We start from the raw sequence: 23,495 nt of genomic DNA, 5'->3' as shown, positions 1-23,495 counted from the left end.
ATTAGCAAAGCTCTAGGCAATGATGCCCAGAGCTTTTTTTTGTTAGGGCAGTTCTAGAAAATAAAATAATACTTAGTATGAATTGCTGTGATATTTTTTGGCTTATGTTATTATCACAGATTAGTTGAATGTTTAAAATACCAAGTATGATAGTTTATTTGTTCTAGTGATAAATATATATAATTAGATTTTCATGAATAGTACTAGAAAATATAGAAACAACACATCTTGTCTCTGTAAAATAAATCAAAATTATTTTGTGATAGTCTAATTTACTTCCCTGGTCATATGTTTAACAGCTGGTAGAACTGCCAATTTATTAAAGCTGTATGATGACTGGTGAATAGTTTTCAAAGGAGAGAGAAAATGTTAGGAAGAAAGAGAAAAAAGGCCGTAAAAAGTACACATAAAATTATTGATAAAAGTAACAAAAATAATCATGTTGATTATCAAGAAGTATATCGTAACATTAGGACTAATATTGAATATTCAGCAGTAGGAAAAAATGTTAAAGCAATTAATATCACATCTTCAATTAGTAATGAAGGAAAGAGCACTACGGCTTTAAACTTAGCGATGATATATGCAACGAAATATGCAAATGTCTTATTGATTGATGCTGATTTAAGAAGACCGATCCAACATCATTATTTAAAACTATCGAACTTACGAGGATTAACTAACGCTTTGATCGAATATGGTGAAACTAAAAAAATTAGTTCAAAATATTTTCAATTTATTGAAGATGAATCATTTGAGGGAAAGTTATCAGTACTAACTGCTGGCATCAAGGTACCAAATCCTAGTGAGTTAATTAGTAGTGATATCTTTGAAGAGTTTATTAATGAGCTGATGAAGCTGTATGATTTTATAGTTATTGATTGTCCACCAGTTATGTTAGTTAGTGATGCTATTCCGATTGGTAATGTGGTTGATGGAACGGTTTTTGTTTGCTCATCACAACTAACTGGTCGTAAAGATGCTAAGGCTTCAATCGAAATCTTACAAAAGAATAATGTCAATATCCTTGGAACAGTATTAAGTCAAGTAGAAGTTGAAAAGGATAAATACAATAATTATTACTATTATTAAGGAGGGGCAATGAGAAAGTTTAGTGTAAGAAGAATTATTTTAATTTTAATTGATTTAATTTGCATTATTCTAGCAAGTTTTTTAGCGCTATTTCTTAGGTTTAATGGAGAGATTCCAAGCTATTATTTTAATATATTAAAGAATTTAATGGGACTGGAGATTTTTATCTCGTTGGTGATTTTTTATCTTTTTAAACTTTACCGTAGTTTATGGCAATTTGCTTCAATTAATGAGCTTAAAAATATTCTTAGCGCTGCAGTAATTGATAGTATTGCTAATGTTTTTTTTATTTGAAATGGCCGATAAAAGTTTACCGCTAAGTTGCTATTTTATATATTTTTTATTGATTACCATGTTTTTAGGGATAACAAGATTGATTTATCGAATGACTAGATTATATCGAACAGAAAAGGGCAGTGATAATTATAAAGAGCGACGCTCCTTGGAAAAAGTAAGAGATTAAAGGCAGCATAGTATACAGTGATAGATACAATTTCAATTTTGGTGGTAAATTGTACAATAAAGAAGGTACTGTTGTTGATGGGATTCAAGTTAGAACACTATATACAGGTTTTTCTAGTGATGGTAAGTATCACACTAATACAAAACCAATTTTAGAACCAGGTGTATATACTGAAACAGTATATACTTTAGGGAGTAATTATGCAGTAAAACCAATTACTCGTGTATATACAATTAGAAAAGAAACAGTACAAATTAAGTTTGATAATTATTTAAATGTGGAAACATATGATGGTACATCAAAATCATTAATTGGAAAAGTTTATGATAAATCGGGTAACGCTTTTATTGATGCTAAATTAGTATATAAAGGTGTTGATAATAGTTATAATAGTACTATCCCCCCAACTGCAGCTGGTCGATATCGTGTTGTAGCGTCATATAGTGGTGATGATACACATTATGCGGCAATACCGAAAGTAGCTTCTTTAGTTATTAAAAAGGCTGATAAAGCAATTGTAACTGTTAATGATATAAATAATAATTATGGTGAAGAATACAAATATTCATATTCTTTAGAGGGTGTAGTAGCACGCGATATTGATACATTAGTATCATCGATTGTTTGTGTTACAGATAACAATGAAAATGTAGGGAATCATAAAATAAAGGCAATTATCAATGAAGATGTAGCTAAAAACTACAAAGAAGTAGTAGTTGTAAAAGGAAAGCATACAATTACACCTAAAGCTATAAATATTAATATTGATAACATTAATACGACATATGGTGATGATGAAAAAGTATTAACATTTTCACTAGCAGTGGATAGTACTTTAGCTTATGGTGATACATTGGCGGATTTAGGAATCACTTTAGAACGTGAATCGGGAAATGATGTAGGTGAATATAAGATTACTGGTGATGCAAGTAATGAAAACTATGATGTAACATTTACGGATGGTACATATACTATAGCTAGTAAAAAAGTGCAGCTAATAATCGATGATAAAATGAAGGTTGAAGGAGAAATTGATCCAGAATTTACTTATAATATTATAGGATTGGTTAATGGAGATATATTTACTGTTGAGTTAACTAGAGAACCAGGTGAAAAAGCAGGAAAATATGTAATCAATGGTAAAGTCGAAGGGGCCAATAATTATAATTTAGAAATTGTTACTGGTACTTTAACGGTCAACGCTAAAACCGCCCTACCTGTTAAACCTGTAGATAAGGGAACCCCAACCGGTGATAACGTAGATTTAAATACTTTGATAGCATTGGCAGGAATTAGTGCCTTACTATTGTTAATTATTTTAAGAAAAATACATAGTTTAAATAAATAGCTATTATATGAAATTCCCCACTAAAAAATGATATGATCCCTCTAAAGTAGACAATGTAAATAAAACATTGTTTACGAAAGGAGGGATCAAAATAGTGGGGAATATTATTTTATTATTGAACTTATGGATATATTTATAAGTATAATACTAAAATAATTAAATTATAAATCATATAAAAACTTAATATCAACTTTACTAAAAGTGACTTTTAATCCTCTTTGATAAAGATATAATGGAATAAAAATAAGGAGTGATAACAATGTCATTGGTAAAGAATATGGATAATTGGAGTGATATGTCTAAATTAGATTTATTATACAAATTTTCAATAATAAAGTATCTTCGGTATTTCATTATTCCAGAATTGTTTGGCTTAAGCATCTTGGTAATTGCGTCAATAAAAATAAGAGGAATATTTATATTTATAATTATTGTAGTTATAATGATGTTGTATCAAATTAATAAAATAAGTCAGTCTTTTATCAAAGAAAAAGCAGGTAAATTGATTTATCGTCAAAAAACAAGTTTTTTTAGATCATTAAGAAATTTCGATGAATATACATATAGTGATTATTACATTAGAAAAATAAAAAAAGTTAAATCATTTTTTAATTATTATGTTATTAACGGGGAAATTGTTAAACGTAGTTTTATTGCTTATATGGATGATGATGAAATTTGTATAGATGAAAAATATTGTACAGTATTAAAAATTCCTAAAGCATATCACGGTTTAGATAAATTAAGAGATTTTTAAGAAATGGGCTAAGGCCTGTTTTTGTGTATATAAAAAACGGATTTTAATCCGTTTTAAAATAAATATTTTAATGTTTTAATTGTTTTTGATAGATATGTTGATTTAGAAGCATTAGTGTCACTATAAACATCATAGGTAGCAATTGTTTTGCCATCAACAATGACATCTAATGTGCCAATAACATCACCTTGTTTAACCGGTAAGAAATTTTCTTTATAGTTTACTTTAGTAGAAACTTTAGCATCAGCGCTTTTTGCTTTAGTATATACTATATCTTTCTTACATTTGACATCAATAGTCAGGTTATCCATTTTATCAACTAGATGCTGTTCAATTAAAGTATCTTTTTTAAAAATGGTAACTTGCTTATAATTATTAAAACCATAATCCAGTAAACTACACATTTCTTCATTTCTTGTTTTTGGAGCTGTTTCTTTCATTAGGACACCAATAATTCTTTGACCATCACGCTGTGCAGTGGTAACTAAGCAATAACCAGCTTCTTTTGTATATCCAGTTTTTAGACCATCAACACCATTATATAACTTTAACAATTTATTAGTATTGACTAGCCAAAAGCTTTGTTTCGTATCTTCACGAATATAACTATCATACAATGACGTTACAGCAAATAAGTCTTCACCGCCGATTTCAATTAGATAGGCAGCCATTATTGCTAAATCATGAGCACAAGTGTAGTGATCGGGATCATGTAGACCGGTTGCATTTTTAAAATGAGTATTCTTTAAACCTAATTTTTTAGCCTTATCATTCATCATCTCTACAAACTTATTAATACTTCCAGCAATATGTTCAGCTACTGCCACACTAGCATCATTAGCACTAGCGATAGCAATTGATTTAAACATATCTTTTAAAGATAAACTTTCACCAACTTCCAAGTAAACTTGACTTCCGCCCATACTAGCTGCATATTTTGAAGTAGTAATTTCATCATCAAATGATATTTTTTTATTTCGTAGGGCCTCAAACATTAAAATCATTGTCATGATCTTAGTTGTTGAAGCAGGATAAAGCTTTTCTTCAGCATTTTTATCGTAGAGAATTTGCCGTGAATTTGCCTCAATCAAGATTGCAGACTTTGCATTAGGAGTAACATCATTGTCCAATGCTTGAACTCTAGAGATTGGTAGTAAGCATACTACCAGTAGGGTTATTAGTAATTTTTTCATCAATTTTATCGCCTCCCTAATTAATATGTCCAAGTTTGATAAAAATACATCTAGTAGTTATGAAATTTGTTTATGACTACTTTTTTTGTATGCTTTCTTCTAGTTTTGTCGAAACCATTTCATCATTATTTTAAAAGATGTAAGATACAAACGAGGAGATGAAATAATGGAAAATAAGATTGAATACAAGATATTAGATGATAAAGTTATCGTCTATTTTTATGGCGAACTTAGCTGCAGTAATGTTGTTAAATATCGCAGCTTACTAAATAGTATTTTAGATAAGGGCAATGGACCTGTCTATTTTGATTTTTTACATACTAATTTTATTGATAGTTCAGGCATTGGATTAGTTTTAGGACGTTATAATCAATTGAAATTAGATGATCGCCAATTATATTTAGCAAATTTATCAAAAACATCTTATAAAGTTTTTGAATTATCAGGAATGTTTGATTTGATGGAATATGTAGAGGAGGTAAAAGGATAATGAACCAGATGGAGTTAAGTTTTAACGCTAGAATTGAAAATGAGCCCTTTGCGCGAACTAGCGTTGCATCATTTATTACCTCATTAAATCCTACAATCGATGAATTAGTTGAAATAAAAACAATCATTAGTGAAGGGGTTAGTAATGCCATTATCCATGGTTATCAAAATAATCCTGAATGTAAGGTAATTATTAAAGTAACAATAGAAGACAATCGTCAAATTAAAATCATTATCCAAGATTATGGAAAAGGAATTGAAGATATTGATGAAGCAAAAATACCTATGTATACCTCATTAAAAGAATTAGAACATGCGGGGATGGGGTTAACCATTATAGAAGCCCTTTGCGATAATTTAGAAATACATTCAACACCGGATTTAGGAACTAAACTAACTATTAAGAAACAATTGAAAGACTCTAACCTTGGCTAAAAGTAATACTATTGAACTGATTGAACAAGCACATCGCGGGGATGATCGTGCTAAAGAATTAGTTGTCAGTCAAAATCTTGGACTAGTTTGGTCAATAGTCCATCGTTTCAAAAATAATTATTATGATAAAGAAGATCTTTTTCAAATTGGATGTATTGGTTTGATGAAAGCTGTTAATAACTTTGATACTAACTATGGGGTACAATTCTCTACATATGCAGTACCAATCATCATGGGTGAAATCAAACGTTATTTTAGAGATGATGGGACAATTAAAGTGAGTCGCTCTTTAAAAGAACTTAATTTAAAAATAAATAAAGCTCGTGAATTACTAACTAATCAAACCGGTCAAGATCCAACAGTTGAACAAATTGCAGCTTATTTAGATGTTGATGTTCAAGATGTTGTTGAGGCAATTGACTCATCTTATTATCCAACCTCATTAAGTGAACCAATTTATGAAAAGGACGGTTCTTCTATTTCAATGGAGGAACGAATTGAAAATAAACATAATAAGATGTGGTTTGAAAAAATTGCATTAGAGATGGAAATTGATAAACTTGATGAAAAAGAGAAGTTAATTCTTTATATGCGTTATCAGCTTGATTTTAATCAAGAGCGAGTCGCTCAGCGTTTAAATATTTCCCAAGTTCAAGTATCAAGATTAGAAAAGAAAATTATTGCAAAATTACGTAGTCATTTAAATGAACAGTAATAAATGTTATGATGTTCATAGGTGATAAAAATGAAAGAGGCTACACAAAGTAAAAAAAGTATTTTATTAGAATATTTAAAAGTAATTGTGCTCACTTTAGTGATTACATATGGAGTATTGTATTTTATTCAAATATCAAGAGTTCAAATGACTTCAATGGTCCCTACATTTAAAGAGGGAAACATTGTTTTGGTAGACAAGGTATTGTATAAAAATAGTAGTCCTCAGCGAAATGATATCGTAATTGTTGATTATAAAGATGCAAATCAAAAAGAGAAGCATATTATCAAACGAGTTATAGCTATTGGTGGAGATCATGTTGAAATTAAAGATAATATAGTATATCTAAATGGCAAAAAACTTGATGAAAACTATGTCAATGGGGTTATGGCTAATAATGAGGATATGTCGATCAATATTCCTGAAGGTAAAGTTTTTGTTATGGGCGATAATCGTAATAATAGTCTTGATTCGCGGCGTTTGGGTTATTTTGATTTCAAAGAAGATGTAGTTGGTAAGGTTTTCTTTACGGTTCCGTTCTCTTAATAAAATTATTATTTAAAAGTAAGTTTTAGCAAAATAGCTAAACTTACTTTTTTTTTAAAATTAAATTATCGTAAAATAACATAGTTACTTGATTGAACAACAAAAAGTGTTATAATGACTTCAGGTGATAAAATGGAAGAGGCTATACAAAGCAAAAAGAGTATTTTATTGGAATACTTAAAGGTTATTGTAATTACTTTAATAGTTACATATGGTATATTATATTTTGTTCAAATATCTAGGGTTTATGGAACGTCGATGATACCAACTTATCATGAGGGTAACATTGTTTTAGTTGATAAGGTATTTTATAAAAATAAAGAACCAAAACGTAATGATATTATTGTTGTTGATTATGTTGATGCTGCTAAAAAGGAAACTTATATTATTAAACGTGTAATTGGAATTGGTGGCGATCATATTGATATTAAAGATAATCAAGTTTATTTAAATGGTAAATTACTAGAAGAAGACTACATTAATGGGGTTATGACTAATAATGAAGATATGTCGATCGATATCCCTGAAGGTAAAGTTTTTGTTATGGGCGATAATCGTAATAATAGTCTTGATTCACGACGATTAGGTTATTTTGATTTTGATGAAGATGTGATTGGCAAAGTTTTCTTTACAGTTCCTTTCTTTTAAATTAATTAGGTCTTAACGACCTTTTTTATTTTAGAAAGAAAATTAACTTTTTTTATAATAAGTATTGTATACAATGTGCCTTTTGTGTTAAAATGACAAAAATCAATAAGTGGGGGAAGTAGCTTGTTGAAGAAAGAAAGGGTGGTAAAATGAGTTATAAATTTAAAATTACTCGCGGGAACGCGATCTTAAACTTTTCTGAAGAATATTGCCAATCTCGTTGTCAATTAATCGAAAGTGAATCTTTTGCACGAGTTTTAAAAGGATTCGTTCACGAAGGAAAAAGAAAAGAAAATACTACTTATACTTATTTAAGAGAAGTAAAAAGTGAGAGTGTGGAAATTGTTAGTGATTTAAGAACAATTTTTAAATTGTTATTAGTGATGTCTGTTGAAGAAGTTCTATCTTCATATCCACATTTATCAGGATATTTTAGAGATCGTGATGAATTTGTAAAAGTAATTGAGGAAGTATATCTTTTCTGGAGAAAATTACAACGTTATAGTGTTGTATATAATGAAAATACAAGTAGAGGATATCAAAATGTTCAGTTCGGAGATGCTCAAGCTAAGTTTGAAGAATTAGTTTTATCAGTATACCGTACTATTGAAGAAACAGCTTTGGGATATCGTCATCATGTATACCGTCAAATTACTGCGGGGGTTAATGCAGGTTTAAGAGTAACAAATATGCGTTCATTCTTACCTTATGAATATCGTAATTTAGATGATATTCCATTTATTGAAACCGTAATTATTCATCCACCATTCATTACTTATTCTAAGCGGAATAAACGTGATGGGGTATTCCCAGAAACAAAACATAATCCAATCGAAGATTTGAAATTTGATTCTGAACAATGGTTCTGTTATCCAGCTAAAGTTGGAGATTTATTAGCATTTGTATATTTCAATGTAGCATTTATGGCTCAAGGGGTTGCTTTATGTAACTTATTTGAATTAGCAAGTGAAGAAGAATATCGTAATCGTAAACCAGATATCATCTATGTATACGGTTATGAAGATGGTAAGATGAATCAAAGTTTCTATCAAGATGATGAAAATGATATGATGGTAGCATTATTATCAGCAAGTGATGATTTTGATTACTTTGGTTATATGAAAAAAATGATGTTAACTTTACACAATGTTCGTAAGATCAATCAACGTCAATTACCTATCCATGGAGCGATGGTTAAAATTACGTTACATTCTGGTGAAGTTAAAAATATAGTAGTTATGGGTGACAGTGGCGCTGGTAAATCAGAAACAATTGAACAAATTAAAGTATTTGGAGCAGCTTATATCCGTGATTTAGTAACTGTATATGATGATATGGGTGTTCTATTATTAGACGAAGAAGGTAAAGTTAAAACTTCTGGTACAGAAATTGGAGCATTTGTACGACTTGATGATTTAGATGCAGGGTATAGTTTTAAAGAATTAGACCGTTCTGTTTTTATGAATCCAGATAAAGTAAATGCGCGAATCGTAATACCAATCACTGATTATAAAGATGTTGTTGCGCATCATGATGTTGACTTCTTCCTATATGCAAATAACTATGAAGAGGGTGGCGAATCATTAAGTTTCTTTGATGATGTAAATAGTGCTTTAGATGTATTTAGAGCAGGAAATCGTATGGCTAAAGGAACTACTACTGAATACGGTTTAGTAGGCAGCTATTTTGCTAATCCATTTGGACCAGTACAACGTGAAGAACAAACTGAAGTTATTTTAGTTGATTATTTCAATAGAATGTTTAAACAAGGGGTTAAAGTAGGACAATTAAGAACACGTTTAGGAATTAAAGGAAACGAACATAAAGGTCCTCAAGAAGCAGCTACGGCAATTCTTAAATATATTACTGGTGAAGATGAATTAAAACAATTAGAAGAAGAATAAATCTTAGATAAATGGTACATCCCGTGTCTGCTTGACGAGGGATGTACCACGATACTAAGATTTTTTTGTTTATCCTCACGGAGCAGTTCTTTTTTTTATAAGGGTGAATATGGTTTGATGAGGGGATCAAAGTGAAAAAGTATAAACTACTTCTAATTATTTTAGTTCTAGTTATTACCTTGATAATATTATCAATTAAACCAACTAATCAAATCGTTTTATACAACTATCATCCTGTCATTGAAATATCTAATAAATTCGATCCTCAGGCTAATATTCAAAAAGTTATTGGCGGCTCAATTAGTGACGTTAATGTAGATACTAGTAAGATTGATTTTAGTAAAGTCGGTAAATATCCGATTACGTATATTTATAATAACATCAAAACTACGATTACGATTGAACTTCAGGATACTTTAAAGCCAAATGTTGAAGTACAGGAAGTTACTGTTGATCTTGGAATGAAGATAACTGCTCGGGATGTAGTAAAAGATATTTATGATAATTCTCGGACAACAGTTAAATTCAAAAAAGATTATCAATTTGATCATGTAGGGGATTACGAAGTTGAAGTATCGATATGTCGGGCTAACAGTAACTGTGTAACCAAAAAAACACTCGTGCATGTGTTACCTAAAGATACGACTCCGCCAGAAATATTAGGAATTCGTAATTTAAGTGTTTTAAAAGATAGTGATATTGATCTTCTATCAAGTGTCAGTGTTAAAGACAATCAAGATGATAATCCAACTTTAACAATTGATAGTTCTAATTTGGACATTTCTAAAGTAGGTGATTATCAAATTGTATATTTTGCTAAAGATCGTTCTGGGAATATGACAAAAGAAACATGTATTGTTAGCGTTGTTGAAAATAAGACAATAGGAAGTTTTGAGCCTAGTGATGAGAAGGTAGTATATTTAACATTTGATGATGGTCCATCGATGAACACCCAAAAGGTTTTAGATATTTTAGCGGTTTACGATGCTAAAGCAACTTTTTTTGTAACAGGAACCAATGAAAATTATTATGATTTAATAAAAAAAGCTCATGACCAAGGTCATACGATTGGATTACACACTTATATTCATGAATATGATCAAATATATAACTCGTCATCAGCATATTTTTCAGATTTAAAAAAAATTGAAGATCTTGTATATAGTCAAATTGGAAGTGTGCCTAAATATATTCGTTTTCCTGGTGGCAGTAGTAATCAGGTTTCTAAGAAATACTGTCATAAGATTATGAGTAAATTGACTAAAGAAGTAGTAAATCGCGGTTATCAATATTACGATTGGAATGAGGATAGTGAAGATGGCTCGGGACAATTATCAGTAAAACAATTGATTAAAAATGCTACAGCATCGACTGAGAAAAATATTATGTTATTGTTTCATGATGCTAATGGAAAAGAGAATTCTTTAAAAGCAATTGGGCCTGTAATTCAATATTACCAAAATAAAGGTTACGTATTTAAAGGAATAGATGATAGTTCTTTTGTCGTACACCATAGTGTAAATAATTAGAATTCCTAAAGGAATTCTTTTTTGTTTTAAACATATACTGTATTGGTGATTAGATGAAAGAAAAATTAATTAAATATAGTTATTATTTGATGATAATAATTATGATTGTAATAGCTACATATGTGTTAATAAACTGGCTGATTCCGCTTTTTTTTAGTTGCTTGATTGTTTTGGTACTGCAGCCGCTATTAGCTAAAGAAATTAAATTATTAAAGATTGAAAATATTTTTCTTTCAAAATGTTTGATTGTATTTAATTATCTTCTTTTTATTGGTGTAATTATTGCCATGATTATATTTGCTGTAATTCAAATATACACGGTATTAGAGTTATTGCCTAATTATCTTGAAAATTTATATCAGTTATTTAGTCAAAACCATTATATAATTGATGCAACAAAGTACTTAGATGTTATTTACAGTGGATCAATGAGCATAGTTGAAAGTATTTCTACTGGCTTTATTACTGGTTTAATTGCTTTTATTATGAAAATACCAAGTATTTTATTTGATTTAATATTTGTTGTTATTACTTCATTATTTATTCTTCTAGATTATTCTAGAATTGAAAGACTGGTAGTTAAACGATATGAAATGGTGGCACTTATAATAGATACAATTAAAGAAGTATTAAGTAATTTATTTAAAGCTTATTTTATAATTATGATCATTACGTTTGGAGAATTATGGCTAGGATTTAAAATAATAGGGATTAATCATAGTATAATGCTGGCTTGCATAATAGCAATTTTTGATTTTATGCCGGTTTTAGGATTAGATATGATCATGATTCCATGGATCATAATCAGTGCTCTGACAAATAAAATATATCTTGCAGGAGCATTACTTGTTATCTATATGATTATTGTAATAACAAAAAATATTTTGGAACCAAAATTGATTGCTAAAAATCTTGGAGTAACTCCAGTTCTTTCATTAGTTGGGATGTATTTAGGAATGAAAGTTATGGGTGTAATAGGTTTGATTATTGTGCCGACATTATTAATGGTGATTATCCAAATTCTCAAAGTCAAATATCAATTAAAAAATAAGGTAGAGATTCAAAAATCTTAAAGAAGGTAATGTATAAATTATCAGCTTTTTCATATACTTGCTAGTAGGTGAGAAAATGAAAATAGAAAATACAGAACTTAATTTACATCTTAAAGACAGTGACCAGCGCTTGTTTGAAGGATGGTATTTCAAAATTGTTGATTGTAAAATTTCTTTAGCAATTATTGTCGGGATTAGTAAGACAATTGAAAAATCTTGTGCATTTATTCAAACTTTGGATACATATACAAACCAAAGTCAGATGATTGAATATAGTTTAGATGATTTCCAGTGGGGAAAAGATCCCTTTTACATTAGAATTAAAAATAATTTTTTTACTAAAGAACAAATTATTTTGGATCTTGATAATGGGCTAGTTGATATTCAAGGAAACTTGAAAAATAGTCAGTATACTAAACTAGAAACAACATGTTATGCTCCAACGATTATGGGACCTTTTCATTATTTACCATTTTTAGAATGTAATCATGCAATAATAAGTCTGCGACATCATATTACTGGGAGCTTAAAAGTAAATAATCAGAAATTTCAGATAATTGGTGATGGCTATATTGAAAAGGACTGGGGACGTTCATTTCCACAAGATTATTTATGGTTACAATCAAATAGCTGTAAAGAAAAAGAGGCAAGTTTATTTTTATCAATTGCTAAGATTCCACTATTAGCGTGTAGTTTTCAAGGATTGATCATGAACTTATTAGTAGATGATCAACAAATTCGAGTAGCAACTTATTATGGAGCAAGAGTAAAAGATATGTTTACGCGGGAAGGATATCATTATTTAATTATTAGTCAACATCCTCATACATTTTATTTGAAAATAAAAGCAGGACATCGTTTTGAATTAAAATCACCACAATCAGGAAAGATGAATGGTTATGTTGAAGAAAGTCTTAATGCTTTAGCTGTTTTATTAGTTTATAAAAAGAATAAAAAAGTTGCTAAGTTTAATTTTATTAATTGTGGCTTTGAATTGTTTGGAAATTGGTTATAAGATGATTAATTATCATCTTTTTTTATTTGTCGTGGTACAATATGAGTATATAATAATGAGTTATTTGGATAAGGGAGAAAATAATGGAAACAATAATAACAGAACGGTTGATTTTAAGAAGTCCCGATAATAATGATGCTCAAACTCTTTTAAAGATTCATAATGATATGGCAACGTTAAAGTTTAATGCGATGACGAAATATGAATTTGCTGAGATGATTAGAGATATTGAGAGGGAACATGATATGATGTATTGCATAGAACTAAAAAATTCTAATAATGTTATTGGTGCTGTGTTTATAAATCCTGATCGTTTAAGATATCGTGTAAATGCTCTCAGTTTATCATATTATTTAGACTGTAGGTATTATCGTAATGGCTATATGTATGAAGCTCTGCAAGCTATTATTATAAAATTGTTTGAGCAAGAGATTGATATTATTAGTGCTCGAGTGTTTAAAGAAAATACTGCTTCTGCAAGGTTGTTAGAAAAACTAGGATTTCAGTATGAAGGTTGTCTTCGTATGGGGGTAACCGGTTATCAAGAGATTGTTCATGATGATTTCTTTTACTCAATTTTAAAAGATGAGGTAAATTTGACAGTATAAAATTTCATTGCTATAATAAAAAAAGATTAGCGTTGATACATTCAGCGCTTTTATTATGAAAAGAGGAGGAAAATTATGTTAAAAGTATGGGTTGTTGGTTCCAATGGCCAAATCGGAACAGCAATTAATGAAGTAATTGAACCATTAGAAATAGAAGTTTTAAATACAGATCAAGATGAATTAGATATTACTAATACAGATGATGTGATTAGTTTTGGAGAAATCAATCGACCGGATATTATCATTAATTGTGCTGCGATTACCGATGTTTATAAGTGTGAAAGGAATCGTGATCAAGCTTTTCGGGTCAATGCTTTAGGACCACGAAATTTGTGTATTGTAGCTCGAAAAATTGGAGCTAAAGTAGTTCAAATTTCAACTGATGATGTTTTTGATGGTAAAAGTGATACACCATATAACGAGTTTGATGTGGCGAAACCGAAAACAGTGTATGGCTGTTCAAAAAAAGCAGGAGAAGACTATGTTAAAGAATTTACGCATAAACATTTTATTATTCGAAGTAATTGGATTTATGGACAAAATGGTACAAATTTTGTTAATGAGTTTATAGCTAAAAGTAAAAAAGAAGATTTTTTAAATGTTGCAAATGATCAATTTGGGTCACCAACTAGTGCTAAAGATCTTGCTCGAGCAATTCTATATTTAATGGAAACTAGTGAATACGGAACATATCATATTACTTGTAAAGGTGTGTGTAGTCGTTATGAGTTTGCTAAAGAAATCAGTAAACAAATTAATAGTCATGTGATGATTACGCCAGTTTCAACAAAAGAGATGGCTGATGAGGTGGTTCGTCCATCATATGTCGTACTAGATAATTTTATTTTACGTTTAGTCAATGGGTATCAAATGCCAACTTGGCAAGAGTCGTTACAAGAATATATAAAAGAAATCAAGGAGGATTAGGATGGCATTAAAGAAAGCGAAGAAAAAAATTGGTTTAACTACAAAAATATTTATTGCCTTGATAGCGGGGGCAATTTTAGGAATAATACTATTTAACTTACCCGCTGGTTCAGTTCGGGATGATATTGTTATTGATGGTATTTTATATGTGATTGGACAAGGCTTTATTAAATTGATGAAGATGCTTGTAGTGCCGTTAGTTTTTTGTTCTTTGGTATGTGGAAGCATGGCAATCGGAGATACAAAAAAACTTGGTTCAGTAGGCGTTAGAACGATTGTTTTTTATCTTTTTACAACAGCGTTAGCAATCACAGTAGCTTTATTGATTGGTAATTTGATAAATCCTGGACTTGGATTAGATATGTCAGCTGTTCAATCAACTGCTGCAAATGTAGGGACAACAGAATCTACAACACTTGTTGAAACACTTTTAAACATTATTCCAGATAATCCAATTAGTGCATTATCAAATGGCAATATGCTTCAAATTATTGTTTTTGCTTTATTAGTTGGCGTTATTTTAGCTAAGTTAGGTGAACGTGCTGAAGTGGTTGGTAACTTTTTCAGTCAGTTTAATGATATTATGATGGAGATGACTATGATGATTATGGCAATTGCACCATTAGGAGTATTTTGTTTAATTGCAAGGACTTTTGCGGGAATAGGATTTGGTGCTTTTTTACCATTAGGTAAGTATATGATTGCTGTCTTGATAGCATTGGCGGTTCAGTGTTTATTTGTATATTTAGGCTTACTCAAATTATTTACGGGATTAAACCCGATTAAATTTATTAAAAACTTTTTTCCGGTTATGGCTTTTGCTTTTTCAACTGCCACTTCAAATGCGACCATCCCTTTATCAATAGATACGTTAGCTAAAAAAATGGGAGTTTCAAAGAGAATTTCCTCATTTACAATTCCTTTAGGGGCTACGATCAATATGGATGGTACGGCAATCATGCAGGGAGTGGCAGTCGTCTTTGCGGCACAAGCCTTTGGAATCAATCTAGATCTAACAGATTACATAACCGTAATTGGAACAGCTACATTAGCTTCAATTGGGACAGCGGGAATTCCAAGTGTTGGATTAGTTACTTTAACGATGGTATTTAATTCAGTTGGGTTGCCAGTGGAAGCGATTGGGATGATCATGGGAATTGACCGTATTTTAGATATGACACGAACAGCAGTTAACATTACAGGTGATGCTGTTTGTACAACAATTGTGGCACATCAAAATAAAGCAATCAATCGTAATATTTTTGATAATAGTGATATAAAAAGAGTTAGTGAATAGTTTGTAATAATCATGTATAATAAAAGGTGAAGATAGGATCTTCATCTTTTATTTTGGAGGATATTATGAATAAGTTATCTGGTTTGAAAACAGACTGTTGTGGTTGTAGAGGATTTTGTTGTCGAGCACTATTCTTTTTTAAAAGTGATGGTTTTCCTTATGATAAACCAGCAAAAAGAAATTGTAAAAATTTATTAGCAGATTATCGTTGCAAAATACATGACCAGCTAGAAATTGTAAATTATTATGGTTGTATAAACTACGATTGTCTTGGAGCGGGACAAAAGACAGCCCTGTTCAAAGAAGATGACCAGCTTCTATTTGAAGTATTTGAAGTTATGGTACAGCTGCATGAAATTTTATGGTATTTATATGTTGGTAAAAATTTTGTACAAAGTCAACGATTAAATGAACAGCTCGAAACATATTATCAGATGATTGAATCATTAACTTATTTAGATGCCGAAGAAATCCTTGCACTTGACTTAAATAAGTATCGGCAATTAGTAAATCCTTTATTACAGGAAGTCTATTGTCAAATGAATAAAGATATTCAAATTAAACCATTGCAAGCTAGAAAAACAGTACTGAATCGTGCTGATTTTATGGGTTGTGATTTACATGAAAAAGATTTACGTGGACAAGATTTTAAGGGGGCCTTTTTAATTGGGGCAAATTTGTCTAATTGTGATTTATGTGGTGTTAATTTTTTAGGAAGTGATGTAAGAAAGATGGATATTAGAAATAGTGATTTATCAAAAAGTCTATTTCTAACACCAGCTCAAATAAGTGCATGTGTTATTAATCGGTACACAAAATTGCCGGAATATATAGGCTATTAGTAAATTTGTAAGAGGGAGAAGATAAAGATGGACAGAGTAGGAATTAAATTATGGGCTAAAGAAAAAACACGATCGAATAAATGGAATATTTGGAAAGGTTTTTTAGCTATATTTGCGGCTTCACTAGGACTTTCTTTTATTGCTTTATTACTATTTTCAGTAATGATCGACATTGGGGGAAGCAGTTATTATGATACTTTTACTTTTATGGATCTAGCTGTGACAGTGGGAGTATTTGCTTTATATTTTTTAGTAATTGGTTTTTCAGTCAATATATATCGTTATATCAAAAAAATTGTGCAGGAGGATATTGCTGATCTTAATGAATTGAGAGCACCTATAGGGCAATATTTTAAACAGGGATTTGGTGTTCTGGCTGTTGGACTTATTTGTGTTTTAGGAACATTGGCATTTGTTGTTCCAGGAATTATTTTGGGATTAGGGTTATCAATGACACCTTATCTTTTAGCAAATTATCCTAGTTTATCAATTTTTGAAGCAATTACAACAAGCTGGAAAATGATGCAAGGAAAGAAAATGAAATGTTTTGTCTTATTTTTTAGTTTTTATGGCTGGATTTTATTAAGTACAGTAACACTGGGAATATTATTTATTTGGTTATTGCCATATATGACATTAACATTTAATAAATTCTTTTTAGAAAACGAGAATGAATTTTATGGTGTAGTTAACAGTAACAATAATGTAAGTAGTAATGATATTGAAGAGTTTGCTTTATTAAATAATTTGAAACTTGATACACGTAATAATGTATATGGAATGTTTAATGATTATCCAGTAGTAGTGATGTTTGGGAGTGCTAACAATGACCTAATTATTACAATCGATACTATTGGGGAAGATCGAACTGCTCTAGATGAATATTTTAATAATTTAAGAACAATATTAACAAACATTAAAACTATTAATTATAGTAATGGAACAATTACCTTAAGTGCTTTGCGAAGTGAGGAATTACATGAAGTATATGAGATTTTAAATCGAATTACTTTAAAGTTAAGAGATCTGGGCTTCCTTCCAAGTTGTGGAACTTGTCATATTAATAAACCAACTTCATTCTATGAGTATCATGGTCAATTGATGAATATGTGTGATGACTGTAGAGATGCAATCAGTACCCAAGCTGAAGAAATCGTTGAGGACAGTAGCCGAGGAATCATTGGTGCTGTGGCTGGTGCTCTAATTGGTGGTGTGCTTTGGGCATTGGTGTATCAAATCGGTTTTATCGTCGCATTCTTAGGTTATTTAATTGTTTTTTTAGCGATAAATGGTTATCAGCGAATGGCTGGTAAAATTTCTAAAAAAGGATTAATAATTTCAATTATTTGTAGCGTTTTGGTACTGTTTTTTGCAGAATCAATCAGCTTAGGGCTAAAAATTAAAGATCTGATGCAATTACAAAGTATTTTTACTGCATTTTCATATATTCCTTACTTCCTTTCATTCAGTGAAATCTTTGCTATTGTAGTTAGAGATATAGTCCTTGGATTAATCTTTATGGGATTAGGAAGCTGGCAATATATTTATAAGATTAAAAAGTCTTTGGATGAAGAAAATCTAAATAAACTCGATTAAACAGTTTCAGTAGAAACTGTTTTTTTGCACAAGTAGTCATAAATAAAAAAATGCATTACGTTTTTTTCATTGTTGATTTTAAAACAGTGAGTTTGTTCAACTCGGCGCATCATCCCTAGATGCTCATAGAAATGATAATTACAGCTTGTATCAGTGTATAAATAAAATCTATTGATTTGTTGTTCTTGCATATAACTAATCAGTAGATTAAATAATTCTTTTCCAAGACCTAATCCCCGATACTGTGCATCAATTGCAAAGAAAGATAGCTCGCCTTGATAGTCTTGATTAGTTTGTTGTAACAAAACTTTATCAATATTATTGACAGCCTTAAATATTTTAGCTGTTTTTCGTCCCTCTTTTCTTATTAAGAGATTAAAAATATTGAATCCTTGTTTAACCCTATATTTAAAGGGACATTTATGTGTTTTGATATTTTTTCCCATAATAATGCCAATAGGCTGTTCCTTTAGCAAGGCAACAAGCGTAAAAGTTTGATTGCTTAAACAGCTGCTTAAGAAAATTTTTGATAGTAATTTAGCTATTTTGGAAGTACAAAACTCATCATAGTGCCATGCTTCACGAATAATTTTTTCAATTGCTAAATAGTCTTTTTTAATAATTGGTCTAAAAATAATTTGATTTTTCATACTATTCTCCTTTATTTAATATATAATTATCATAAAGTCTACAGTTACTGTAAAGTCAAGGAGGAACATAATGTTAAAAAATGAATCATTAAAACTAACTACTGCACAATTTGCTAAATTACATAAAATTAATAAGCGAACGCTACATTACTATGATGAAATTGATTTATTTAAACCAAAATTTAAAGGTGAAAATAATTATCGATATTACGATTATTTTCAAAGTATTGAATTAGAAAATATTCTAATGCTAAAGCAGTTAGATATGAGTATCAGCGAAATTAAAAGTTATCTAAATAATCCTAATGTTAATGATTTTGTAAATATTGCTGATGATAAAATACTAAAAATAGAACAAGATATTCGTCGTTTAAAACAAACAAAAAAGGTATTAGAGATAAAAAAGAATCAATTGTTGAAGAGTTCACGAGTTACTGATTTTGAAATCGAAATCGTTGAGCGCCAAGATGAATATTTATTAGTTTCAAATGAGCCTTTTATTCAATATGATGTTAAAGAAATTTTAGAATATTTGCAGCAGGCTTGGAATATAGAACAATATAAAGTAGGGTGTGGCAGTTATATTAGTATTGATAAAATTAAAAATAATGATTTTGAACATTACGATGGTCTGTTTATTTCCCTTCAAAACAAACGATATGGCAAAAACGTTTTATTACAATCTAAAGGAAAATATTTATGTGGTTATGTTAAAGGGGATTGGGATAAAATAGCTGTATTATATCGTAGTATGTTAAACTTTGCAAAAAAGGAAAACTTGAAATTAATAGGATATGCTTTTGAAAGAGGTCTCAATGAATTTGCAATCAATAGTATTGATGAGTATTTTACTGAAATATCAATTAAGATTAGTGAATAAACTAATCTTTTTTATATATAGTTTTAAACTATATATAACCCTATGTTTTAAGTATTTTTCAATAATAAAAAGATTTGTTATCCTATGTACACAAGGAGTGTGATAACATGAATAAAATACCGTATCGATATGATATAGTTGGAAGTTTTTTAAGAAGCGAGCGTTTAAAACATGCTCGTGAGAATTTCAATAATAATTTAATTAGTAAAAATGAATTAAAAAAAATTGAAAATGAAGAGATTTTAAAATTAGTAAAAAAAGAAGAGGCAGCTGGTTTAAAAGCTGTAAGTGATGGTGAATTTCGTCGGAGTTATTGGCATCTTGATTTTTTGGCAGGTTTAACAGGTGTTAAAAAAATTGAAGCTGAAAAATGGTCAGTTGATTTTAAAGGGGTTCAGCCCAAGGCGGCGACTTTAAAAATTATTGATAAAATTGATTTTGAAGATCATGAATTTTTAGAACATTTCGAATATTTAAATTCAATCATTGAAAATGGTGTAACAGCAAAAATGACGATTCCAGCACCAACGATGCTACATTTAATTGCCTGCGTTAGAACAAAAGAATATCAGCCAATTGCAAGATATCAGGATGATGAACAATTGATTGTAGATTTAGCTATGGCTTATCAAAAGATTATTCAGGCTTTTTATGATCGAGGATGTCGGTATTTACAGCTTGATGATACTTCATGGGGAGAATTTTGTTCAAAAGAAAAACGGGAGGAATATGCTAATTGTGGGATTGATGTAGGAGCACTGGTCAAAAAATATGTATATTTAATTAACTTATCGATTGTTAATAAGCCAGATGATATGAATATAACAATTCATATTTGTCGTGGTAACTTCAGATCAACTTGGTTTTCATCAGGGGGGTATGAACCAGTTGCTAAGGAATTATTTGGTAGCTGTAAGGTAGATGAGTTTTTCTTAGAGTATGATAGTGATCGTTCAGGGGATTTTACACCACTTAGATTTATTAAAGATCAAGTAGTTGTTTTAGGATTAATTACATCAAAATTTTCAGAATTGGAAGATAAGGAAATGATAAAAGCAAGAATTAACGAAGCTAGTCAGTTTGTAGCTTTAGATCAATTATGCTTAAGTACCCAATGTGGCTTTGCATCAACTGAAGAAGGAAATAATTTAACTGAAGATCAGCAGTGGGCTAAAATTGCATTAGTCAAAGAAATTGCTGAAGAAGTGTGGGGAAAATAATGAAAACAGCAGTTATTGGATATCCAAGAATTGGATCAAATCGAGAATTAAAATTTGCTACAGAGCGGTATTTAAAGGGGCAGATTGAACAAAGTGAGTTATTACAAATTGCCCAAAATTTAAGAAAAGAACATTGGGTTGAACAAGATAACCAAAAAATAGATTATATTTCTTCAAACGATTTTTCATTTTATGATAATGTTTTAGATACAGCCTATTTACTAAATATCATTCCTAAACGATATCAAGAATTACAATTGAATTCATTAGATCAATATTTTGCAATGGCACGAGGCTATCAAGGGGAAAATGGAGATGTTAAAGCTTTAGCAATGAAAAAATGGTTTAATACTAATTATCATTATTTAGTACCGGAAGTTGATGATCAAGTTGAAATTAGCTTAAATGGAACTAAGATTTTTGATGAGTTTCAAGAAGCACTTGATTTAGGGATTAAGACCAAACCAGTCATTGTTGGACCATATACTTTAATGAAATTATTACGTTTTACAGGGACACTAACTTATCAAGATATTCTTGATGATCTTATAAATGGGTATTTAGAGGTTATTAAGAAATTGAGGAATTTAGGTGCTTCATGGATTGAGGTTGATGAACCAGCACTAGTTTTTGATTTAAGTGATAAAGATATTATCTTGTTTAAAGAAATATATACTAAAATTTTAGATAATAAAGGGTCAGTAAAAATTTTATTACAGACATATTTTGGAGATATTCGTGACTGTTATCAAACAGTTTTAAATTTAGATTTTGATGGAATTGGATTAGATTTTATTGAAGGTAAGGAAAATTTAACTTTATTAGATCGTTACGGTTTTGATCAAAATAAAATCTTATTTGCAGGAGTAGTTAATGGTAAAAATATTTGGAAGAATGAATATGAAAAAACAGTTTCTTTAATTGAAAAAATAAAAAATAATGTCAATAAAATAGTTTTAAATACATCATGTTCCTTGATTCATGTCCCTTATACGATTGAAAATGAAAGGAATTTAGAGCAAATATATAAAAATAATTTTTCTTTTGCACAAGAAAAATTAAAAGAATTATTTCAATTAAAGGTAATTATGCGAATTGGAAAAGGACATAGTTATTATGTTGATAATTTAGCATTCTTTAAAGAGCCAAATAATCGTACTAATGAAGCAGTCCAAGCACGAATTGCAGCACTGAAAAAAGAAGACTTTATTCGCCTACCGGAATTTGAAGTACGTCGCCAAATTCAAAAAGAAAAATTTAAATTACCAATTTTACCAACTACAACAATTGGTTCATTTCCTCAAACCAAAGAAGTAAGAGCTAATCGCCGAGCTTATCGTAATGGTGACATTGATGAACAGACATATGCGGAATTTAATCATCAGATGATTAAAGAATGGATCAAGTATCAAGAAGAAATAGACTTAGATGTTTTAGTACATGGAGAATTTGAAAGAAATGATATGGTTGAATATTTTGGTGAGAATCTAGATGGATATTTATTTACTGAGAATGGCTGGGTACAATCATATGGTACTCGTTGTGTTAAACCGCCAGTTATTTGGGGTGATATTTCTCGAGTGCGCCCGCTAACAGTAGATTATGCAGTATATACACAAGCTCTAACTAAAAAACCTGTTAAAGGAATGTTGACCGGTCCAGTAACAATGTTAAACTGGTCATTTCCGCGGATTGATATTTCTTTGGCAGAAACAACTTTACAACTGGCACTTGCAATCAAAGACGAGGTTTTAGATCTTGAAGATCATGGCATTAAAATTATTCAAATTGATGAAGCAGCACTGAGAGAAAAATTGCCATTACGAAAAAGGGATTGGCAAAGTGAATATCTTGATTGGGCAATTCCAGCATATCGCTTAGTTCATAGTAGTGTTCAAGCAGATACACAAATTCATAGCCATATGTGTTACAGTGAATTTGATGATATTATTCAAGCAATTGAAGATATGGATAGTGATGTTATTTCTTTTGAAGCTTCACGTTCTGATCTAACATTGATCGATACTTTAAATAGAGTTAATTTTAAAACTGAGATCGGGCCAGGAGTCTATGATATTCATTCTCCAAGAATTCCTAGTGTTGAAGAATTAGAAAGAGTTTTAACTTCGATGCTTGAAAAATTGTCTGCCAGCAAATTATGGATCAATCCAGATTGTGGCTTAAAGACCCGAGCTTATCCAGAAACTTTAGCTAGTTTAAAAAATATGGTCGAAGCAACTAAAAATATTCGTACCAAACTTCAATAACTGAGTAAATAGTGTTAGAATA

23 protein-coding genes are annotated in these 23,495 nt (G+C 30.0%); 21 read left to right on the top strand and 2 right to left on the bottom strand.

Going from position 1 to position 23,495, the window contains the following annotated elements; translation table 11 throughout:
- Window positions 1-366: 366 nt before the first annotated feature.
- From EYR00_RS10305 to EYR00_RS10290, 4 genes are all read left to right on the top strand, one after another.
- Window positions 367-1,092 carry a CpsD/CapB family tyrosine-protein kinase gene (locus EYR00_RS10305; protein WP_003536458.1) on the top strand — a complete coding sequence of 242 codons (726 nt, stop codon included), beginning with the start codon at window positions 367-369 and terminating at the stop codon, window positions 1,090-1,092.
- Window positions 1,093-1,101: 9 nt separating this feature from the next.
- On the top strand, window positions 1,102-1,386 hold the full coding sequence (locus tag EYR00_RS10300) for a hypothetical protein (RefSeq protein ID WP_003536459.1): 285 nt from the start codon (window positions 1,102-1,104) through the stop codon (window positions 1,384-1,386).
- 218 nt (window positions 1,387-1,604) lie between these two features.
- Entirely contained in the window at window positions 1,605-2,903 is a 1,299-nt protein-coding gene (locus EYR00_RS10295; protein WP_003536468.1) for an MBG domain-containing protein, read from the top strand.
- 259 nt (window positions 2,904-3,162) lie between these two features.
- On the top strand, window positions 3,163-3,660 hold the full coding sequence (locus EYR00_RS10290) for a hypothetical protein (RefSeq protein ID WP_003536471.1): 498 nt from the start codon (window positions 3,163-3,165) through the stop codon (window positions 3,658-3,660).
- 53 nt (window positions 3,661-3,713) lie between these two features.
- Here the strand turns inward: EYR00_RS10290 and EYR00_RS10285 are convergent, their stop codons facing one another.
- The gene (locus EYR00_RS10285; RefSeq protein WP_003536474.1) at window positions 3,714-4,853 is read right to left on the bottom strand and encodes a D-alanyl-D-alanine carboxypeptidase family protein; all 1,140 of its coding nucleotides are present in this window, start codon (window positions 4,851-4,853) and stop codon (window positions 3,714-3,716) included.
- A gap of 166 nt (window positions 4,854-5,019) precedes the next feature.
- Here EYR00_RS10285 and EYR00_RS10280 point away from each other — a divergent pair, with 166 nt between their 5' ends.
- The 14 genes from EYR00_RS10280 to EYR00_RS10215 all read left to right on the top strand — a co-directional run bounded on the left by EYR00_RS10280 (window position 5,020) and on the right by EYR00_RS10215 (window position 18,456).
- On the top strand, window positions 5,020-5,343 hold the full coding sequence (locus EYR00_RS10280; protein ID WP_003536476.1) for an STAS domain-containing protein: 324 nt from the start codon (window positions 5,020-5,022) through the stop codon (window positions 5,341-5,343).
- On the top strand, window positions 5,343-5,777 hold the full coding sequence (gene spoIIAB, locus EYR00_RS10275) for an anti-sigma F factor (RefSeq protein WP_003536477.1): 435 nt from the start codon (window positions 5,343-5,345) through the stop codon (window positions 5,775-5,777). Before EYR00_RS10280 ends, spoIIAB begins: the two co-directional genes overlap by 1 nt.
- On the top strand, window positions 5,770-6,492 hold the full coding sequence (locus tag EYR00_RS10270; protein WP_003536479.1) for a SigB/SigF/SigG family RNA polymerase sigma factor: 723 nt from the start codon (window positions 5,770-5,772) through the stop codon (window positions 6,490-6,492). The genes spoIIAB and EYR00_RS10270 overlap by 8 nt, the downstream gene beginning before the upstream one ends.
- A 30-nt stretch (window positions 6,493-6,522) precedes the next feature.
- Complete coding sequence (gene lepB, locus EYR00_RS10265; protein ID WP_003536480.1) at window positions 6,523-7,038, top strand: signal peptidase I; 516 nt, start codon at window positions 6,523-6,525, stop codon at window positions 7,036-7,038.
- Between the two features lie 132 nt (window positions 7,039-7,170).
- Window positions 7,171-7,686, top strand: a complete 516-nt coding sequence (lepB, locus tag EYR00_RS10260; RefSeq protein WP_008791398.1) for a signal peptidase I — start codon at window positions 7,171-7,173, stop codon at window positions 7,684-7,686.
- 149 nt (window positions 7,687-7,835) lie between these two features.
- Entirely contained in the window at window positions 7,836-9,590 is a 1,755-nt protein-coding gene (locus EYR00_RS10255; RefSeq protein ID WP_003536482.1) for a hypothetical protein, read from the top strand.
- A 131-nt stretch (window positions 9,591-9,721) separates the two neighbouring features.
- Window positions 9,722-11,119 carry a polysaccharide deacetylase family protein gene (locus EYR00_RS10250; RefSeq protein ID WP_003536483.1) on the top strand — a complete coding sequence of 466 codons (1,398 nt, stop codon included), beginning with the start codon at window positions 9,722-9,724 and terminating at the stop codon, window positions 11,117-11,119.
- Window positions 11,120-11,172: 53 nt separating this feature from the next.
- The gene (locus EYR00_RS10245; RefSeq protein WP_003536484.1) at window positions 11,173-12,192 is read left to right on the top strand and encodes an AI-2E family transporter; all 1,020 of its coding nucleotides are present in this window, start codon (window positions 11,173-11,175) and stop codon (window positions 12,190-12,192) included.
- Window positions 12,193-12,247: 55 nt separating this feature from the next.
- Window positions 12,248-13,186, top strand: coding sequence for a tocopherol cyclase family protein (locus EYR00_RS10240; RefSeq protein ID WP_009300040.1), 939 nt, complete (start codon window positions 12,248-12,250; stop codon window positions 13,184-13,186).
- Between the two features lie 83 nt (window positions 13,187-13,269).
- The gene (locus EYR00_RS10235) at window positions 13,270-13,794 is read left to right on the top strand and encodes a GNAT family N-acetyltransferase (protein ID WP_003536486.1); all 525 of its coding nucleotides are present in this window, start codon (window positions 13,270-13,272) and stop codon (window positions 13,792-13,794) included.
- A gap of 75 nt (window positions 13,795-13,869) precedes the next feature.
- A complete protein-coding gene (gene rfbD / locus EYR00_RS10230) occupies window positions 13,870-14,721 on the top strand; it encodes a dTDP-4-dehydrorhamnose reductase (protein WP_003536487.1) in 852 nt (283 codons plus the stop codon).
- Between the two features lies 1 nt (window position 14,722).
- The gene (locus EYR00_RS10225) at window positions 14,723-16,018 is read left to right on the top strand and encodes a dicarboxylate/amino acid:cation symporter (protein ID WP_003536489.1); all 1,296 of its coding nucleotides are present in this window, start codon (window positions 14,723-14,725) and stop codon (window positions 16,016-16,018) included.
- A gap of 65 nt (window positions 16,019-16,083) precedes the next feature.
- Window positions 16,084-16,860, top strand: coding sequence for a pentapeptide repeat-containing protein (locus EYR00_RS10220; protein WP_008791402.1), 777 nt, complete (start codon window positions 16,084-16,086; stop codon window positions 16,858-16,860).
- Between the two features lie 27 nt (window positions 16,861-16,887).
- On the top strand, window positions 16,888-18,456 hold the full coding sequence (locus tag EYR00_RS10215) for a DUF975 family protein (protein WP_003536493.1): 1,569 nt from the start codon (window positions 16,888-16,890) through the stop codon (window positions 18,454-18,456).
- Here EYR00_RS10215 and EYR00_RS10210 read toward each other — a convergent pair.
- Entirely contained in the window at window positions 18,453-19,106 is a 654-nt protein-coding gene (locus EYR00_RS10210; protein ID WP_003536495.1) for a GNAT family N-acetyltransferase, read from the bottom strand. The two genes, EYR00_RS10215 and EYR00_RS10210, sit on opposite strands and share 4 nt — an antisense overlap.
- 70 nt (window positions 19,107-19,176) lie before the next feature.
- Here EYR00_RS10210 and EYR00_RS10205 point away from each other — a divergent pair, with 70 nt between their 5' ends.
- The 3 genes from EYR00_RS10205 to metE all read left to right on the top strand — a co-directional run bounded on the left by EYR00_RS10205 (window position 19,177) and on the right by metE (window position 23,473).
- Window positions 19,177-19,986, top strand: coding sequence for a MerR family transcriptional regulator (locus tag EYR00_RS10205; protein ID WP_003536497.1), 810 nt, complete (start codon window positions 19,177-19,179; stop codon window positions 19,984-19,986).
- A gap of 107 nt (window positions 19,987-20,093) precedes the next feature.
- Window positions 20,094-21,206, top strand: coding sequence for a 5-methyltetrahydropteroyltriglutamate--homocysteine S-methyltransferase (locus EYR00_RS10200; RefSeq protein ID WP_003536499.1), 1,113 nt, complete (start codon window positions 20,094-20,096; stop codon window positions 21,204-21,206).
- Complete coding sequence (metE, locus tag EYR00_RS10195) at window positions 21,206-23,473, top strand: 5-methyltetrahydropteroyltriglutamate--homocysteine S-methyltransferase (protein WP_003536500.1); 2,268 nt, start codon at window positions 21,206-21,208, stop codon at window positions 23,471-23,473. The genes EYR00_RS10200 and metE overlap by 1 nt, the downstream gene beginning before the upstream one ends.
- Window positions 23,474-23,495 lie beyond the last annotated feature (22 nt).

The organism is Thomasclavelia ramosa DSM 1402 (assembly GCF_014131695.1).
In the GTDB taxonomy this organism is placed as follows: domain Bacteria; phylum Bacillota_I; class Bacilli_A; order Erysipelotrichales; family Coprobacillaceae; genus Thomasclavelia; species Thomasclavelia ramosa.
This window is presented reverse-complemented; position numbering and strand designations above follow the sequence as displayed.

Excerpts from the sequence above, each read along its gene's own strand:
- EYR00_RS10305 (WP_003536458.1), top strand. The coding sequence starts at position 367 with ATGTTAGGAAGAAAGAGAAAAAAGGCCGTAAAAAGTACACATAAAATT.
- EYR00_RS10300 (WP_003536459.1), top strand. The coding sequence starts at position 1,102 with ATGAGAAAGTTTAGTGTAAGAAGAATTATTTTAATTTTAATTGATTTA.
- EYR00_RS10290 (WP_003536471.1), top strand. The coding sequence starts at position 3,163 with ATGTCATTGGTAAAGAATATGGATAATTGGAGTGATATGTCTAAATTA.
- EYR00_RS10285 (WP_003536474.1), bottom strand. The coding sequence starts at position 4,853 with ATGAAAAAATTACTAATAACCCTACTGGTAGTATGCTTACTACCAATC.
- EYR00_RS10280 (WP_003536476.1), top strand. The coding sequence starts at position 5,020 with ATGGAAAATAAGATTGAATACAAGATATTAGATGATAAAGTTATCGTC.
- spoIIAB (WP_003536477.1), top strand. The coding sequence starts at position 5,343 with ATGAACCAGATGGAGTTAAGTTTTAACGCTAGAATTGAAAATGAGCCC.
- lepB (WP_003536480.1), top strand. The coding sequence starts at position 6,523 with ATGAAAGAGGCTACACAAAGTAAAAAAAGTATTTTATTAGAATATTTA.
- lepB (WP_008791398.1), top strand. The coding sequence starts at position 7,171 with ATGGAAGAGGCTATACAAAGCAAAAAGAGTATTTTATTGGAATACTTA.
- EYR00_RS10255 (WP_003536482.1), top strand. The coding sequence starts at position 7,836 with ATGAGTTATAAATTTAAAATTACTCGCGGGAACGCGATCTTAAACTTT.
- EYR00_RS10245 (WP_003536484.1), top strand. The coding sequence starts at position 11,173 with ATGAAAGAAAAATTAATTAAATATAGTTATTATTTGATGATAATAATT.
- EYR00_RS10240 (WP_009300040.1), top strand. The coding sequence starts at position 12,248 with ATGAAAATAGAAAATACAGAACTTAATTTACATCTTAAAGACAGTGAC.
- EYR00_RS10235 (WP_003536486.1), top strand. The coding sequence starts at position 13,270 with ATGGAAACAATAATAACAGAACGGTTGATTTTAAGAAGTCCCGATAAT.
- rfbD (WP_003536487.1), top strand. The coding sequence starts at position 13,870 with ATGTTAAAAGTATGGGTTGTTGGTTCCAATGGCCAAATCGGAACAGCA.
- EYR00_RS10225 (WP_003536489.1), top strand. The coding sequence starts at position 14,723 with ATGGCATTAAAGAAAGCGAAGAAAAAAATTGGTTTAACTACAAAAATA.
- EYR00_RS10220 (WP_008791402.1), top strand. The coding sequence starts at position 16,084 with ATGAATAAGTTATCTGGTTTGAAAACAGACTGTTGTGGTTGTAGAGGA.
- EYR00_RS10215 (WP_003536493.1), top strand. The coding sequence starts at position 16,888 with ATGGACAGAGTAGGAATTAAATTATGGGCTAAAGAAAAAACACGATCG.
- EYR00_RS10210 (WP_003536495.1), bottom strand. The coding sequence starts at position 19,106 with ATGAAAAATCAAATTATTTTTAGACCAATTATTAAAAAAGACTATTTA.
- EYR00_RS10205 (WP_003536497.1), top strand. The coding sequence starts at position 19,177 with ATGTTAAAAAATGAATCATTAAAACTAACTACTGCACAATTTGCTAAA.
- EYR00_RS10200 (WP_003536499.1), top strand. The coding sequence starts at position 20,094 with ATGAATAAAATACCGTATCGATATGATATAGTTGGAAGTTTTTTAAGA.
- metE (WP_003536500.1), top strand. The coding sequence starts at position 21,206 with ATGAAAACAGCAGTTATTGGATATCCAAGAATTGGATCAAATCGAGAA.